A 12675-nucleotide genomic window follows, 5' to 3' on the forward strand; every position below is an offset into this window, starting at 1 on the left:
CTCCTTCTGATTGGGTCCGTCATTTATGGGGACAAACCCAGGTTAATAAGGAGGAAGCAGGCCATTCCATTAATTCCTACCCGTCTATCGCAGCTTGGGGCGCGGACTGCAGGGTCTTCGGATCGAGGTTCCAGGGCAGCAGCGCCTCGTAGGCCTCGGCGCTATCGGTGGCGGGGAGCTCTTTGAAAAGGTGGCGGAGGTAGGCATACGGCTCGTGGCCGTTGGCCTTGGCCGTCTCGACAAGGCTGTAGAGGTTGGCCGAGGCCGTGGCGCCGGCGATGCTGTTGGAAAACAACCAGTTTTTCCGTCCCAGGACAAAGGGGCGGATGGCGTTCTCGGCGCCGTTGTTGTCGATGGGGATGCGGCCGTCACCGAGGTAGCGCACCAGGCGCTCCCATTGGCCCGCCAGGTAGTGCAGGGCCTTGCCGGTGGCGGACTTGGGCGGTACGGCCGTGAGGGCCTCATCCAACCAGGCCCGCATCTCGTCGAGGAGAGGCTTGGCCTGGTCCTGCCGGAGCCGATAGCGGGCCGCGGCGTCGAGCCCCTGGTCCCGAGCCTGGCGCTCGATGGCGTAGAGCTGCTGGATATAGTCCAGGCCCTGGCGGGCGTGGCCGGCCTTCTTGGCCTTCTTCTTGCCGTGGGCCTTGATGGCCTCGTCGAAGGGGCGACGTGCATGGGCCCAGCAGCCCACGGCCACGACATCGTCCCGGCCCGCTAAGGCAGTGCCGTAGGCGCTGTAGCCGTCGGTCTGCAGGTAGCCGTGGAAGTCGGCGAGTAGCCGCTTCGGCACCTCGTGGCCCCGGGTCGGGGCGTAACGGAAGCGGATGGCCGGCTTGCCGGGCGGCCCGCCCTTCTGGATCCACATATACGATTGGGAAGTCGCCTTCTTCCCTCGCTCCTTCAGCACCTGGACCGGCGTCTCATCCATCTGGAGCACGGGGCCCGCCTCCAGGGCATCGCCGAGGAGATTGACCAAGGGCTGGACGGCCTCGCCCATGCGCACCATCCAATGCGCCAGGGTAGCCCGGGGCAGATCCACGCCGGCCCGTTCCAGGATGGTCGCCATCCGGTACAGCGGCAGGCCATCGACATACTTGGCGGTGGCGACGTGGGCCAGCAGGCCGGGGCTGGCGATGGAACCGGGGATGGGCTGGGGCGGCATGGCCGGGGTGTGGACGCCGGTGTCCTCGCAGCAGGGGCAGGCATACTTGGGCCGGACATGCCGCAGGACCTGCACCTTGGCGGGGATGACGTCGAGCTGCTCGGCCACCTCCTCGCCGATGCGCTCAAGCGCCGCGCCGTCCTCGGCGCAGACCTTGTCCTCGTCGGGGAGATCGTGGACGATCTCCTCGCGGGGGAGATTATCCGGCAGGGGCTTGCGACCGCGCTTCGTGCGGGTATGGCCGGGGACCTCGACGGCCTCCGAAGGCCCTTCCTCGGCGGTCTCGACCTCGGCCTCGTCGAACAGGGCGTACTGATCGACGGCCTTCTCCGAGGTCGGGCCGAACTGCTTGGCCCGGAGGATGTTGAGCATCTCCTGGAGGCGCTCGGTTTCCGCCTTGTAGGAGCGGACCAGCGCCTTGAGCTGCTCGGGGTCGTCGGGGAGGGTTTCGGGCTCCGTTGCCATCCCCGAATACTACCGCAACGGCCCTTGAAAATCCAGTTTAGTTACTTGATTTTGTTACAAAACCGATTCGTAATCCAGCCGGTCATGGGGCTGGTGATGGCGCAGGTCCAGGCCGTCCAGGAGCCAGTTGAGCTGGGCGCCAGTGAGCCGGGCCACGTCGCCCTCCCAGAAGGATGGCCAGGGGAACCGGGCCTGCTCCAGCTGCTTCTGCCAGAGGCAGAAGCCCGTGCCCTCCCAGTACAGGACCTTGACCTTGTCCCGGGCGCGGTTGCCGAACACGAACAGCTGGCCACCGAGGGGGCTCAATTCCAGCTCGGCCTCCACCAGGGCGGACAGGCCCTTTATCTGCTTGCGGAAGTCCACCGGGGCCAGGCAGAGGTAGACGTCCTCCAGGGCGGGACTGGGCCGCATCATGCCGACGGCTCCAGGGCCCGGATGAGGGCTGCGGCCCAGTGGGGATCGACCGAGTCGTCCACCTCCAGGGCGGTGCCACCGGGGAGGTGGATGCGACAGCCCGCCCCCTTGGAAGGCGGCCGGGCATCGACGACCTCGGCCCGCTGGAACAGGCCGCCGTCCTGGCTGCGGCTCTTTGCCGGCACGGATTCGGCCAGCCCCAGAGTCTGGGCCAACGCCTCCGGCGACTGCTCGGACCGGGCCCAGTCCTGGAGAAGGCCGGCCCAATCGAGATGCGGATGGAGGGAGAGATCCATGGCTGCCTCCGGTTGCGATTTCAGAGGCAGGGTGCCGGTCAGGTAGGATTAGGCACAGACGGGTCGAATCGACCGCTTACGATGGAGACGATATGCTGACCTGCATCTTTCGGAGAAGCCAATCGTCAGCGAGCCCTCGCAGTATTGGAATACCCGTGTGAGCTACGCCGAGGATGGAACCATCATGGAAGTGGTTATTCTGGAGGCTTCCAAGCAGGGCGCTTGGCCCCTACTTTGCACTGATGTCGCCTGACATGTAGCCGGTGCTTTCGAATGCCCATTGGTCAGCATTGGAAGTCAACTTGAAAAAATCAGAATTCCCTAAGGAAGGGGTTATCGTGTATGCAAGGCGCAGACTTTAATCAGGAAACCAAAGATTTATTGGAAAGAATAAACAGGTTCCTCCGGGAAGAATTTAATTACAAAAAATTTCCTGCATTTTTGTCACATAGCGGAAATATATCGGCCAATCAAAAATATTTTGATTTGTATATTCGTGGGCCTTTTGTCCCTAAAGGGGATCCTGTTCCTCAAAATTCTATTGTAATTGCCAGCATAAATTTTTATAATAAAAGGCAAGGATGGGGAACGGAATTTTTGAAAATGTTAAAAGAGTACTGTTTGTTCTGGGATATTGATTATATTGTTATAGAGAGTGCGCACACTGAAGCAGTAAAAGAGTTTGCGAAAAAGAAAAACTTCCTACAGATGGAAGGGACAAAGGATTGGTTGGCGCACGTTAAAGATATTGATGTATAGATAGTCTGTCAGACTAGCCTGTGTTTTTTTCGATCGACATTCATCTCTTTTGAGCTGTAGAAGCTCTGGGGATGGAGCGATCACCCAGGATACCGTCCGGGTTGACCGGTGGGAATAGCAGACCTTCCTCGGCATGCTCGCTCCGCTGATCTCGTTCGGCTAACCAGGCCGTCCCCCGCTCTACCGCGCAGTACGGGGAGCCCTGCGGCCCGCGGGCAATGGCCTTGGACTCCGGGGCTCCCGCTGGTTGGCGGTAGATTGCCACTCGAAGTGCAATACCGGTCCACTGGTAGGGGCCGGGTTGTCATGGGAACCGAGGACCCGTACCAGCAGCCGTCTGAGCGCGAGCACCTGTGTCAGTGCCGTATCGAGGGCGCCAGCTTCCGGACCATTGGCCGGGAGCTGGGCCGGGATCCCGGGACCCTCAGCCGGGAGGTCGGCCGGAACCGACGACGAAGTGGCACCTATTGGCCCGAGGCCGCAGGACGAAAAGCTCGGGCCGGTGCTTTCGGGGCAATCGCTGCGAGGGGAATGCCGAGCTGGGCGCTTGCGTTAGGAAGCGCCTGGAGCTGGACGGCAGTCGCAGCAGTAAATTGCCGACCGCATGCGGTATGAAGGCTATGGTCGCCCGGTCAGCTGCCCGAGACCATCTACCGCTATGTCTATAGGCCACAAGGCAAGAAGCGGCGGCTGCATCGCTGCCTGTGGCGCGGCGAGCCCCGGCGCGGATATCGGGCGGCCGAACGACCCAGGGATCCGCGGATCCCGGACCAGCGCTCCATCCATGACCGCCTCGAGGCCGCCAGACTGCAGTGAGTTGGGCAGCCCTGGGAGGGCGACAGCATGCAGACCTCCGAACCCAGAAGCGCCCCATGCTGACGATCACCGAGCGCCAGTCCCGCTTTGCGCTGGCAGCGGAGCGGCCGGATCGGACAGCCGCCGAGGCTTCAAAGGTGCAAGTGCGCTTGCTGGGCCATTTGCCACCAGTGGCCCGTCGGTCTATAGGTACTACGGCAGCGAGTTCTTTGAACATGAGACTGTCACCGCCGCCACCGGGGTGGTGACTACTTCTGCGACCCTCCATGCGCCCCTTGGCAACGGGGTGCCATCGAAAACGTAAACCGCTGGCTGCGGCGGGACCTGCCCCGAAAATCCTGCTGGAGTATTACCCGGCCTAGGACCTGTTTAAGCCCTCTGGCTATACAACACCACGCCTCGCAAATGCTTGGGGTACCGAACCCCCTTGGAGGCTTTCAGCGAACAGCTCGGTGTAGCACTTGCCGGTTGAATCCGCCGGCCTTGGAGGCACGCAGGCCAATGACCATCCCTTCCCGCCAGATGCGCAGGTCCTCGATTCGCAGGGCCGCCACCGGCGAAAGGTGCCGAAATAGGCCAGGCCAGTAGGGCCCGGTCCCGGGTGGTGGCAAGGTCCTCTCCGGTCAGGGCTCCGTGACCCGCTTGAGGTCCTCCAGCAGAAGCGGGGGTGCCGAATCCGGTGTGGAATCCAGCTGGCGCCCGATACCTGCCATTACCCGCCGCATGGCCTCGGTCCGAACCGACGACGAGTGGCCATGGGCTGCGAGCCACTTAGGTAGAATCAAGAGGTAGCGCTGCAGGGTGGCGGGCTTCTTCGCCCGGGCTTGCTCGGCGATGAAGTTGGCCACTTCTTCCGGATGGGTAGGCAGCGTGCCGCCCCATTGGGTGAAGACCCTCAGGTCGGCGCGAACTACCCGGATCGTGTTTTCGGAGACACTCTTCGCCAGATAGGCCCGGGCCTCATCGGAGAGCAGCTCCTGCGTTGTCGGCCCAATGGCTTCGGTGTTTGGGTTGCTCGGCAGATTACGGGGCAGACTCATGGACACTCCTCGAATAGAAACGAAAAGAGAACATTTGTTGAGGGGGAGTCTCTCATGCCGTTTGCCGGATGGAAGCCCGTCTGATGCCGAGCGAACAGAGGTCGGTACCGGGGCCATGGCTTTTTCGAGGAAAGGGGCTATGCTACGTTTGTTCTAAATACGTTCTCAACAGGGTAGGCAAACCCGCCTGCTGCCCCGCACCTTCTGACCGTTTGACGGGTGACGCCATGGCCCAGGATCCCACGAATCCGCACGATGCCCTGCTCAAGGCCCTTCTGGACGCCCCCGAGCGGGCCGGGGTCTTTCTGCGGGAGAATCTGCCCGAGGTGCTGCGAGAACGCATGACCGATGAGCCGCCGCGCCATCTGCCGGGCAGCTTCATCGACCCCGCCATGGCGGAGACCCACAGCGACCGGCTGTTCGAGGTGCCGCTCCGGGACGGACGCACCGCCTTCGCCTACGTCCTGATCGAGCACAAATCGGGGCCCGATCCGGCCACGCCGGTCCAGCTGCTGGGCTATCAGCAGCGCATCTGGCAGCGCTTCGCGGAACAGGACGGCCAGGGGCGGGCCCAACGGTATCGGCGGTTGCCGCCCATCATTCCCCTGGTGCTCTACCATGGGCAACCGGAGTGGTCGGTGCCGTTGTCCTTGGTGGACTGCATCGACGCCGACGCGGAGCTTTTGGCCCTGCAGCGGGACTTCGGCTACCAGGTGCGCCATCTGCGCCCCGAGGAAAGCGATGCCCGGCTGTCCAGCGATCCGGTGCTGCGGGCCGGGCTGCGGGCCCTGGCCTGGGCATTTGTCGAGCACCTGGATGATGCGGCCGTTGCGCGCTTGCTGCGCGACCTGCCGGAGGGGCACCCTCTGGAACAGGCGCTTTTGCGGTATATTGCCCGGGTGTATCCCACCACGGAATCGACGGTCTACCGGGCCTTGGAAATCACCCGGCCGGAACGGGCGAAGGAGCTGATTATGACGGTAGCGGATGAATGGGTGGAGCGAGGAAAGAAGGAAGGTCGGCAGGAAGGCCGGCAGGAAGGTCGACAAGAAGGGGAGATCAACACCCTACTTCGTCAAATCGAGCGCAAGTTCGGTTCCGAAGCCAAGAAGGCATATCAGGACCGTGTAGAGAACGCTTCCGTGGGAGAGCTGGATCGGTGGCTCGATCGCTTTGCAACTGCGGATAGGGTTGAGCAGATATTCGGTAACGAATAAGGCGTCCGTAGCGCTTTGTTGAGCGGGCCGTATGCGGTTCGATTAAAGGCACCTTGAGAACCAGAAAAGCAGGGTCGGTCAAAAGGAGGGAAAAGTGGAGCTTAAGATAGAATATCCTGATTCCTTACCGGCTAGCCTTCAACAAACTCCTGAAGAATTCGAACATGAAGCTCGTATGGCTTTAGCGGTAAAGCTTTTTGAGCTCAAGCAGATCTCTTACCAGACTGCAGCTGAACTGGCAGGGGTGGAAGGAGGTCAATTTCTGCTTGCTCTCCATCGTTATGTCGTTTCGGGGATTGATTTAAGCGAAGAACATTTCCAAGCGCAGGTGCGAAATACCTAAAGTGGACAAGGAATTGTCATTGAGGCAATCTCTAGACTTTTCAAATACAAGGGAATTTCGGTGCCGAGTGGCCGGTGTTTTCACCTGCTTGAATTCCGACCCAGCAAATCCCGACAACGAGATTCTCTGGTTGGAGCCTCGTCTCCGTCGTCTAGGGCTGGGAGCTCAATGTGGAGCTTTCCCTAATAGTTTATCGCTCCATTGGGGGATGAGATCCCTCGCTTTTTTCTAGCCACGAAAATTTGGTGAAGGTTTTGCCCGCCTCTCGGAACGCCAGCAACGTACCGCAAGAAGTCGATATTGAGGCCGCCTGCGGTTCCACCTATTTCGCCCGGGGCCAAAAGTACTTCCGGGAGCGTCGGACCCAAGCGGTGAGTGCTCGTTATGAGCCAAGCCGCGGAGTTATCGAGGTGGAATCCCGTGTCCGGGGAAGTGGCAATCGGACCTACCTGCAAAGTATCTGGTTATGGCCCGCTGAGTCCGGCTTTCGGATCGAAGGATCGTGCTCCTGTCCCATGGCCTTCAACTGCAAGCATGTGGCGGCGGCCCTCCTTGGCTTGCAGGATCAGCCCGAGTTGCTCCCCTCCCTGGGCCCTTCCACGCCGGAGGAATGGCTAAGGCGGCTGGGAGAGGCGGTGCCTGAAGACCCGGGCCGGCCGCTGCAAAGCGGGGATCCCGAAGGTGTTCGTTACATTCTGGAACCGGTTCCCGGTACCCACGGCGTTCCGGAGGCCCGGGTGGTCTTGGAAAACCTGGGCTCTGGAGGGGGAATAGAGGGGGTCTACGACGTCCAGGCGCTGGAGCTTATTTCGGGAGGCCCGTCCCAGGACCGGGAGATCATGGCCTTGCTGGAGGCCTCCAGCCTCATGGCGGGTAGCCCGGAGATCCGCCTTACGGGGGCCGCGGGCGGTTTGGCCTTGCAGCGCATGGTCCGAAGTGGCCGTTGCTTCTGGCAGTCCAGCGACTGCCCAGCCTTGCAGCCAGGAGCACCCCGGCCCGTGCAGGCGCATTGGGAGCAGAACCCCGATGGGGCCTATACGCTGGCGGTTCGCACCGATCCTCCGAGCGATGCGCTTCTGGTTCTCGATCCGCCTGCTTACGTGGATGGGGAGAGCGGTGTCTGTGACACCGCCGAGTGGTCCGAGGGGGCGGCGTCGCTGGCCGCCCTGCTCACTGCGCCTCCGGTTCCCCCGGAGTCCGCGGCCGAGGTGAGCATGCGGCTGACCGCGGAAGTACCCCAGCTTGCCCTGCCAACCCCCACAACCGTGACGACCACCGACCTCACGGATACCCCTCCTGCCCCGCACCTTACCCTCCTGGGCAAGGTGGTCGGCACAGGCGCCAACCAGCAGCGCGTCCACCTGGCCCGGCTGGATTTTGGTTACGCGAGCTATGGTGTGCCTGCCATACCCCGGGAGCCGGTAACCGCCCGATACGAGGCGAACGAGGTGGTTCGCATCCACCGGGACGAAAAACGGGAACAGGAAGCCCTCGACCGACTCGAGTCGGTGGGTTTCGTCCAGGCGCCAGCGCACCTTCAAGACGATGACCACGAAGGCTTGCTCTGGATGCGTCCCGGTAACCTGGCCCGGTCGGCCCGTGGCTGGGATCAATTCCTGGAGGAAACGGTCCCCGGCCTCCGGGAAGAGGGGTGGCAGGTCACCGTCGACCCCAGCTTCCACCTCGATTTCATCACCCCGGATCGGTGCCAGGTGGAAGTGGAAGGAACCGGCGAGGACTGGTTCCAGGTTGGATTGGGCTTCCAGGTAGCCGGGGAGCAATTCGACCTGCTTCCGCTCCTTGAACCCGTCATTGAGCAGGTTGACCGGCCCGAGGACCTCCTGGGCCAGGACCGGGACCTGTATCTGCCGGTGGAAGGGTCTCAGTGGTTGCGCCTGTCCGGGGAAACCATCTACCCGATCGTGCGCACGCTGTTAGAGCTCTTTGACCGTCCGCGGTCCGAATCCGGGCACCTCGCCCTGTCCCGGATCGAGGGCCTGCGCCTGGCGGGGCTGGGGGACAGTCCCGCCGAGGTGACCTGGCAGGAGGACGCGGGTCTGCGCGCCCTGGTGGATACCCTGCGCCGTGAGGGCGGTATTCCCGAGGTGGCGCCGCCCGCGGGGCTCGCGGCCGAGCTGCGACCCTATCAGCAGCGGGGTCTGGACTGGCTGCAGTTTCTTGGCGGGGCCGGCCTCGGTGGGGCCTTGGCGGATGACATGGGCCTGGGCAAGACCATCCAGACCCTGGCCCATCTGCTGGTGGACAAGGAACAGGGTCGATTGGAGCGTCCCGCTCTGGTAGTGGCGCCCACCAGCTTACTGAGTAACTGGCGTGCCGAAATCCGGCAGTTTGCCCCGGCGTTATCTGTGCTGACCCTCCACGGTCCCAAGCGGAGTGAATGGTTCGACCGCATCGGGGATCACGATGTGGTGCTGACCACCTATGCCTTGCTTCCTCGGGACGCCGAGAGCTTGCGGGGGTGGTCCTACCACGCCGTGATCCTCGACGAGGCCCAGACCATCAAGAACCCCAACACCCAGTCGGCGGTGGCAAGCCGCTCCCTAGAAGCAAGGCAACGCCTGGCGCTGACCGGGACGCCCATGGAGAATCACCTCGGCGAGCTGTGGTCCCTGTTTCACTTCCTGTTGCCCGGACTGCTCGGCGATCAGCAGACTTTCAAGCGTCTGTTCCGCACGCCCATTGAGCGCGGTGGCGATACCGAGCGCCATGTCACCCTGCAGCAACGGCTGGCGCCTTTCCTGCTGCGTAGAACCAAGCATCAGGTGGCCAAGGAGCTGCCGGACAAGACCGAGATGGTTCAGACCGTGGCTCTCGGCAGCGCCCAGGCCAACTTCTACGAAACGATTCGGCTGGCTATGGAGGAGCGGGTGCGCCAGGCCGTGGCCAACAAGGGGTTGGCCCGCAGCCAGATAACGGTGCTCGATGCCTTGCTCAAACTGCGCCAGGCTTGCTGCGATCCGCGCCTCGTCAAGCTCGAGGGCGCCAAAACCGTGCAGGAGTCCGCCAAGCTCGAGGCGCTCATGGCGATGCTGCCGGAGATGGTGGGGGAGGGGCGCCGCATCCTGGTGTTCTCGCAATTCGCCACCATGCTCGGGCTTATCGAGAAGGCGCTGAAAGACGCCAGAATTGCCTACAGCAAGCTCACGGGACAGACCCGAAAGCGGGATGCCGCCATCGAGCGCTTCCGCTCTGGCCAGGCGCCGGTGTTTCTCATCAGCCTCAAAGCGGGAGGCGTCGGCCTTAACCTGACCGAGGCGGACACCGTGATCCACTACGACCCGTGGTGGAATCCGGCCGTCGAGGAGCAGGCGACCGACCGTGCCCATCGTATCGGCCAGGATCAGGGGGTTTTCGTCTACAAGCTGGTGACCGAGGGCACGGTGGAGGAGCGCATCCTGGGCATGCAGCAGCGCAAGGCCGCGCTGGCGGATGCGGTTTACCGCCACAAGGACCGGGATGAAGAGGTTGTGCCCCAGTTCACCGAGGACGACCTCAACACCTTACTGAGTCCGTTGGGTTGACCTCCTGCCCGCCCAAATCGGGGATTGGCACGGGCAGGAGGTCAACCGTTTAACCAGTAAAGTGCTTCTGCCGGCCCGCAACGGGCTGCACAAGCTCCCACAGGAGCGGGGCGACATCGACGCCCTTGGGGCGTCAATGGCTGGCTCGGGCCCCGTCCCTACCCAGGGGTGGTGGACCTGGCATGTCCGGCCTAGTGGGATCCAGTCTCGCGGGGTCGGGCTGGCGGTTGGACCGCCGAACGCCAGGGAAATGAATCGGCCGCGTGACAGCGACCGGCCAAAACCCGTGAGCGGGTTTTGGAGAGCGGGCCATCAGTAACCGATTTTCCGTCAACGGAAGTAGCCTGCATTGTTCGTGAATTGTTCGGCCTCGTGGATGTAGCGCTCGAACACGGTCTGGCTGCGATGGCCGGAGACGCGCCGGATCTTGAAGGGGCCTTGCGGCCAGGCAGGAGGCGGTGAGGAACCTCGGGCGCAGGCTGTGGGGCCTGTAGGTGGCCGGGTCCAGACCCGCCCGGCGGATCGCGGCTTTGAACAGTTGCTAGAAGCTCTCCGAGGGTCAGCGGGGCGTCGCGCAAGCGGCCAGTGGCGGTCAAGCCGGGAAACAGCAGCCCGTGCGGAGAGGCCCCGCCGGCTTCCTGGCACCGGGTCAGCCAGCGCTCGACCTATTACACGGGGCAGTAAGGCGAGCCCGCCGGCCCCCGGGCGATGGCCCTGGACTCCGGCGCCCCGCCCTGGTTGGCCTTGGACGGCCGCAGGCCCACGATCATCCCTTCCCGCCACGGATGCAGGTCCTCGATCCGCAGGGCCACCGCTTCCGACCGGCGAAAGGCTCCGAAATAGGCCAGGGCCAACAGGGCGCGATTCCGGACGGTGGCTAAGCCCTTCCCGGCCTGGGCGTCCATGACCCGCTTGAAGTCCTCCAGCAGAAGGGGGCGCGGAATCCAGCGTGAAATCTAGCTGGCGACCGATGCCGGCCAGCACCCGCCGCACGGTCTCGGTGCGCACTGGCGAGCCGTGGGCAACGTTCCAGGTATGGAGGCTCTATAGGTAGTGCTGCAGGGTGGCTGGCTTTTTGGCCCGCGCTTGTTCGGCGATAAAGTTGGCCACTTCCTCCTCAAATGAGAACAAAATGGAAACGTGTTTTGGGAAGTCCCCCATGCTGCTGGAGCGATGCAAGCCCCTCTGATGGGTAAGGATCGCAGCGCGGCGGAAGCGGGGATTGCTTCCGCCATGGATTTCATCGGAATGGGGGCCATGGTACGTTTGTTTTCAAAATGTTCTTAGCGGGCTGGTCGATGCGGCTTTCCCCCGCTCCCCCCCCCCCCCACCGAATGGATGAATCCCATGGCCCAGGATCCAACCAACCCCCATGACGCCCTGCTCAAGGCCTTGCTGGAAACGCCCGAGCGGGCGGGGATCTTCCTGCGAGAGAACTTGCCCGACGTGCTGCGGGATCGCATGGCCGACGAGCCGCCCCGCCACCTGCCGGGCAGCTTCATCGACCCCGCCATGGCGGAGACCCACAGCGACCGGCTGTTCGAGGTGGCGCTCCGGGACGGCCGGACCGCCTTCGCCTATGTGCTCATCGAGCATAAATCCGGGCCCGATCCGGCCACACCGGTCCAACTGTTAGGCTATCAGCAGCGCATCTGGCAGCGCTTCGCGGAACAGGACGGCAAGGGACGGGCCCAACGGTATCGACAATTGCCGCCTATCATTCCGCTGGTGATTTATCATGGGCAACGGGATTGGTCGGTACCATTATCCTTGCTGGACTGCATCGACGCCGACGAGGCGCTTCTGGTGCTGCAGCGGGATTTCGGTTACCAGGTCTGTCATCTTCGACCGGAGGAAAGCGACGCCCGCCTGTCGACCGATCCGGTGCTGCGGGCCGGACTGCGCGCTTTGGCCTGGGCATTTGCCGAGCACCTGGATGCATCGGCGATAACGCGGTTGCTGCGGGACTTGCCGGAAGGGCACCCTCTGGAACAGGCGCTTTTGCGGTATATTGCCCGGGTGTTTCCGACCACCGAATCGGAAGTCTTCCGGGCCCTGGAGACCACCCGACCGGACCGAGCGGAGGAGCTAAATATGACGGTAGCTGAGGAATGGATTGAGCGAGGGAAGCAGGAAGGCCGCCAGGAGGGACGGCAGGAAGGCCGCCAAGAAGGCCGACAGGAAGGGGAGGTTAGCACCCTCCTGCGTCAAATCGAGCGCAAGTTCGGTTCGGAGGCCAGAAAAGCCTGTCAGAACCGGGTGGAGAACGCCTCCCTGGAAGAATTGGGCCGGTGGTTGGACCGCGTCGTTACCGCGGACAGCGTGGAGGAGATCTTCGGCGACGAATAAGGCTTCCCTGCCCCTCTGGGAAGTGGCTCCGTGAGGGAGGGGGTCTAGGCGCAGCGCGAGTTCCGCTGTCGAACACTGTGGCTTTTTCAGGATCGGAACCTATTGTGAGCGCCCCGGGGTCTACCGGTCCCTGGAAATCACACGAACGGAACGAGCGGAGCAACGGGCCATTACGGGCGCTGTGACGCACTAAGTGGAATTAATGGAATGGCCTGCTTCCTCCTTATTAACCTGGGTTTGTCCCCATAAATGACGGACCCAATCAGAAGGAG

General features: G+C 62.9%; 11 protein-coding genes and 2 pseudogenes. 8 read left to right on the plus strand and 5 right to left on the minus strand.

The annotated features are described in order from the left end of the window. Positions 1-76 precede the first annotated feature (76 nt). From tnpC to ACERLL_RS17370, 3 genes are read right to left on the minus strand one after another with little or no spacing between them, the layout of a single operon-like run. Positions 77-1627 carry an IS66 family transposase gene (gene tnpC, locus ACERLL_RS17360; RefSeq protein WP_373657365.1) on the minus strand — a complete coding sequence of 517 codons (1551 nt, stop codon included), beginning with the start codon at positions 1625-1627 and terminating at the stop codon, positions 77-79. A gap of 54 nt (positions 1628-1681) precedes the next feature. Next, complete coding sequence (gene tnpB / locus ACERLL_RS17365) at positions 1682-2041, minus strand: IS66 family insertion sequence element accessory protein TnpB (RefSeq protein ID WP_373657366.1); 360 nt, start codon at positions 2039-2041, stop codon at positions 1682-1684. After that, positions 2038-2337, minus strand: coding sequence for a hypothetical protein (locus tag ACERLL_RS17370; protein ID WP_373657367.1), 300 nt, complete (start codon positions 2335-2337; stop codon positions 2038-2040). Before ACERLL_RS17370 ends, tnpB begins: the two co-directional genes overlap by 4 nt. A 92-nt stretch (positions 2338-2429) precedes the next feature. Between ACERLL_RS17370 and ACERLL_RS17810 the strand changes: the two are divergent. The 3 genes and pseudogenes from ACERLL_RS17810 (at position 2430) to ACERLL_RS17380 (ending at position 3711) form a co-directional block, all read left to right on the plus strand. Next, positions 2430-2590: pseudogene (locus ACERLL_RS17810) on the plus strand (DUF2283 domain-containing protein). An 89-nt stretch (positions 2591-2679) separates the two neighbouring features. Continuing rightward, entirely contained in the window at positions 2680-3096 is a 417-nt protein-coding gene (locus ACERLL_RS17375; protein WP_373657368.1) for a hypothetical protein, read from the plus strand. Between the two features lie 306 nt (positions 3097-3402). Beyond that, positions 3403-3711 carry a helix-turn-helix domain-containing protein gene (locus ACERLL_RS17380; protein WP_373657369.1) on the plus strand — a complete coding sequence of 103 codons (309 nt, stop codon included), beginning with the start codon at positions 3403-3405 and terminating at the stop codon, positions 3709-3711. A gap of 824 nt (positions 3712-4535) precedes the next feature. Here ACERLL_RS17380 and ACERLL_RS17385 read toward each other — a convergent pair. Continuing rightward, positions 4536-4952: a hypothetical protein gene (locus tag ACERLL_RS17385; RefSeq protein ID WP_373657370.1), complete on the minus strand. Its 417-nt coding sequence runs from the start codon at positions 4950-4952 to the stop codon at positions 4536-4538. 227 nt (positions 4953-5179) lie between these two features. Between ACERLL_RS17385 and ACERLL_RS17390 the strand changes: the two genes are divergently transcribed. From ACERLL_RS17390 to ACERLL_RS17405, 4 genes and pseudogenes are all read left to right on the plus strand, one after another. Next, positions 5180-6169: an Rpn family recombination-promoting nuclease/putative transposase gene (locus ACERLL_RS17390; protein ID WP_373657371.1), complete on the plus strand. Its 990-nt coding sequence runs from the start codon at positions 5180-5182 to the stop codon at positions 6167-6169. Positions 6170-6263: 94 nt separating this feature from the next. After that, positions 6264-6512, plus strand: a complete 249-nt coding sequence (locus ACERLL_RS17395) for a UPF0175 family protein (protein ID WP_373657372.1) — start codon at positions 6264-6266, stop codon at positions 6510-6512. A 410-nt stretch (positions 6513-6922) separates the two neighbouring features. Beyond that, a pseudogene (locus ACERLL_RS17400) lies at positions 6923-7066 on the plus strand (SWIM zinc finger family protein); the annotation flags it as partial. Between the two features lie 183 nt (positions 7067-7249). Continuing rightward, positions 7250-10054 (plus strand): DEAD/DEAH box helicase, encoded by a 2805-nt coding sequence (locus ACERLL_RS17405; RefSeq protein WP_373657375.1) that lies wholly within the window; start codon positions 7250-7252, stop codon positions 10052-10054. A 668-nt stretch (positions 10055-10722) separates the two neighbouring features. Here the strand turns inward: ACERLL_RS17405 and ACERLL_RS17410 are convergent. Further along, positions 10723-10959: a site-specific integrase gene (locus ACERLL_RS17410; RefSeq protein ID WP_373657373.1), complete on the minus strand. Its 237-nt coding sequence runs from the start codon at positions 10957-10959 to the stop codon at positions 10723-10725. 442 nt (positions 10960-11401) lie between these two features. Here ACERLL_RS17410 and ACERLL_RS17415 point away from each other — a divergent pair, with 442 nt between their 5' ends. Then, complete coding sequence (locus tag ACERLL_RS17415; protein WP_373657374.1) at positions 11402-12403, plus strand: Rpn family recombination-promoting nuclease/putative transposase; 1002 nt, start codon at positions 11402-11404, stop codon at positions 12401-12403. Positions 12404-12675: the final 272 nt, after the last annotated feature.

It is taken from the genome of Thiohalorhabdus sp. Cl-TMA, from assembly GCF_041821045.1.
In the GTDB taxonomy this organism is placed as follows: Bacteria; Pseudomonadota; Gammaproteobacteria; order Thiohalorhabdales; family Thiohalorhabdaceae; genus Thiohalorhabdus; species Thiohalorhabdus methylotropha.

What these genes read in the sequence shown, in the direction of transcription:
- ACERLL_RS17390 (WP_373657371.1), top strand. Translation starts at nt 5,180, where the DNA reads ATGGCCCAGGATCCCACGAATCCGCACGATGCCCTGCTCAAGGCCCTT.
- ACERLL_RS17375 (WP_373657368.1), top strand. Translation starts at nt 2,680, where the DNA reads ATGCAAGGCGCAGACTTTAATCAGGAAACCAAAGATTTATTGGAAAGA.
- ACERLL_RS17370 (WP_373657367.1), bottom strand. Translation starts at nt 2,337, where the DNA reads ATGGATCTCTCCCTCCATCCGCATCTCGATTGGGCCGGCCTTCTCCAG.
- ACERLL_RS17380 (WP_373657369.1), top strand. Translation starts at nt 3,403, where the DNA reads ATGGGAACCGAGGACCCGTACCAGCAGCCGTCTGAGCGCGAGCACCTG.
- ACERLL_RS17385 (WP_373657370.1), bottom strand. Translation starts at nt 4,952, where the DNA reads ATGAGTCTGCCCCGTAATCTGCCGAGCAACCCAAACACCGAAGCCATT.
- tnpB (WP_373657366.1), bottom strand. Translation starts at nt 2,041, where the DNA reads ATGATGCGGCCCAGTCCCGCCCTGGAGGACGTCTACCTCTGCCTGGCC.
- ACERLL_RS17415 (WP_373657374.1), top strand. Translation starts at nt 11,402, where the DNA reads ATGGCCCAGGATCCAACCAACCCCCATGACGCCCTGCTCAAGGCCTTG.
- tnpC (WP_373657365.1), bottom strand. Translation starts at nt 1,627, where the DNA reads ATGGCAACGGAGCCCGAAACCCTCCCCGACGACCCCGAGCAGCTCAAG.
- ACERLL_RS17410 (WP_373657373.1), bottom strand. Translation starts at nt 10,959, where the DNA reads ATGGACGCCCAGGCCGGGAAGGGCTTAGCCACCGTCCGGAATCGCGCC.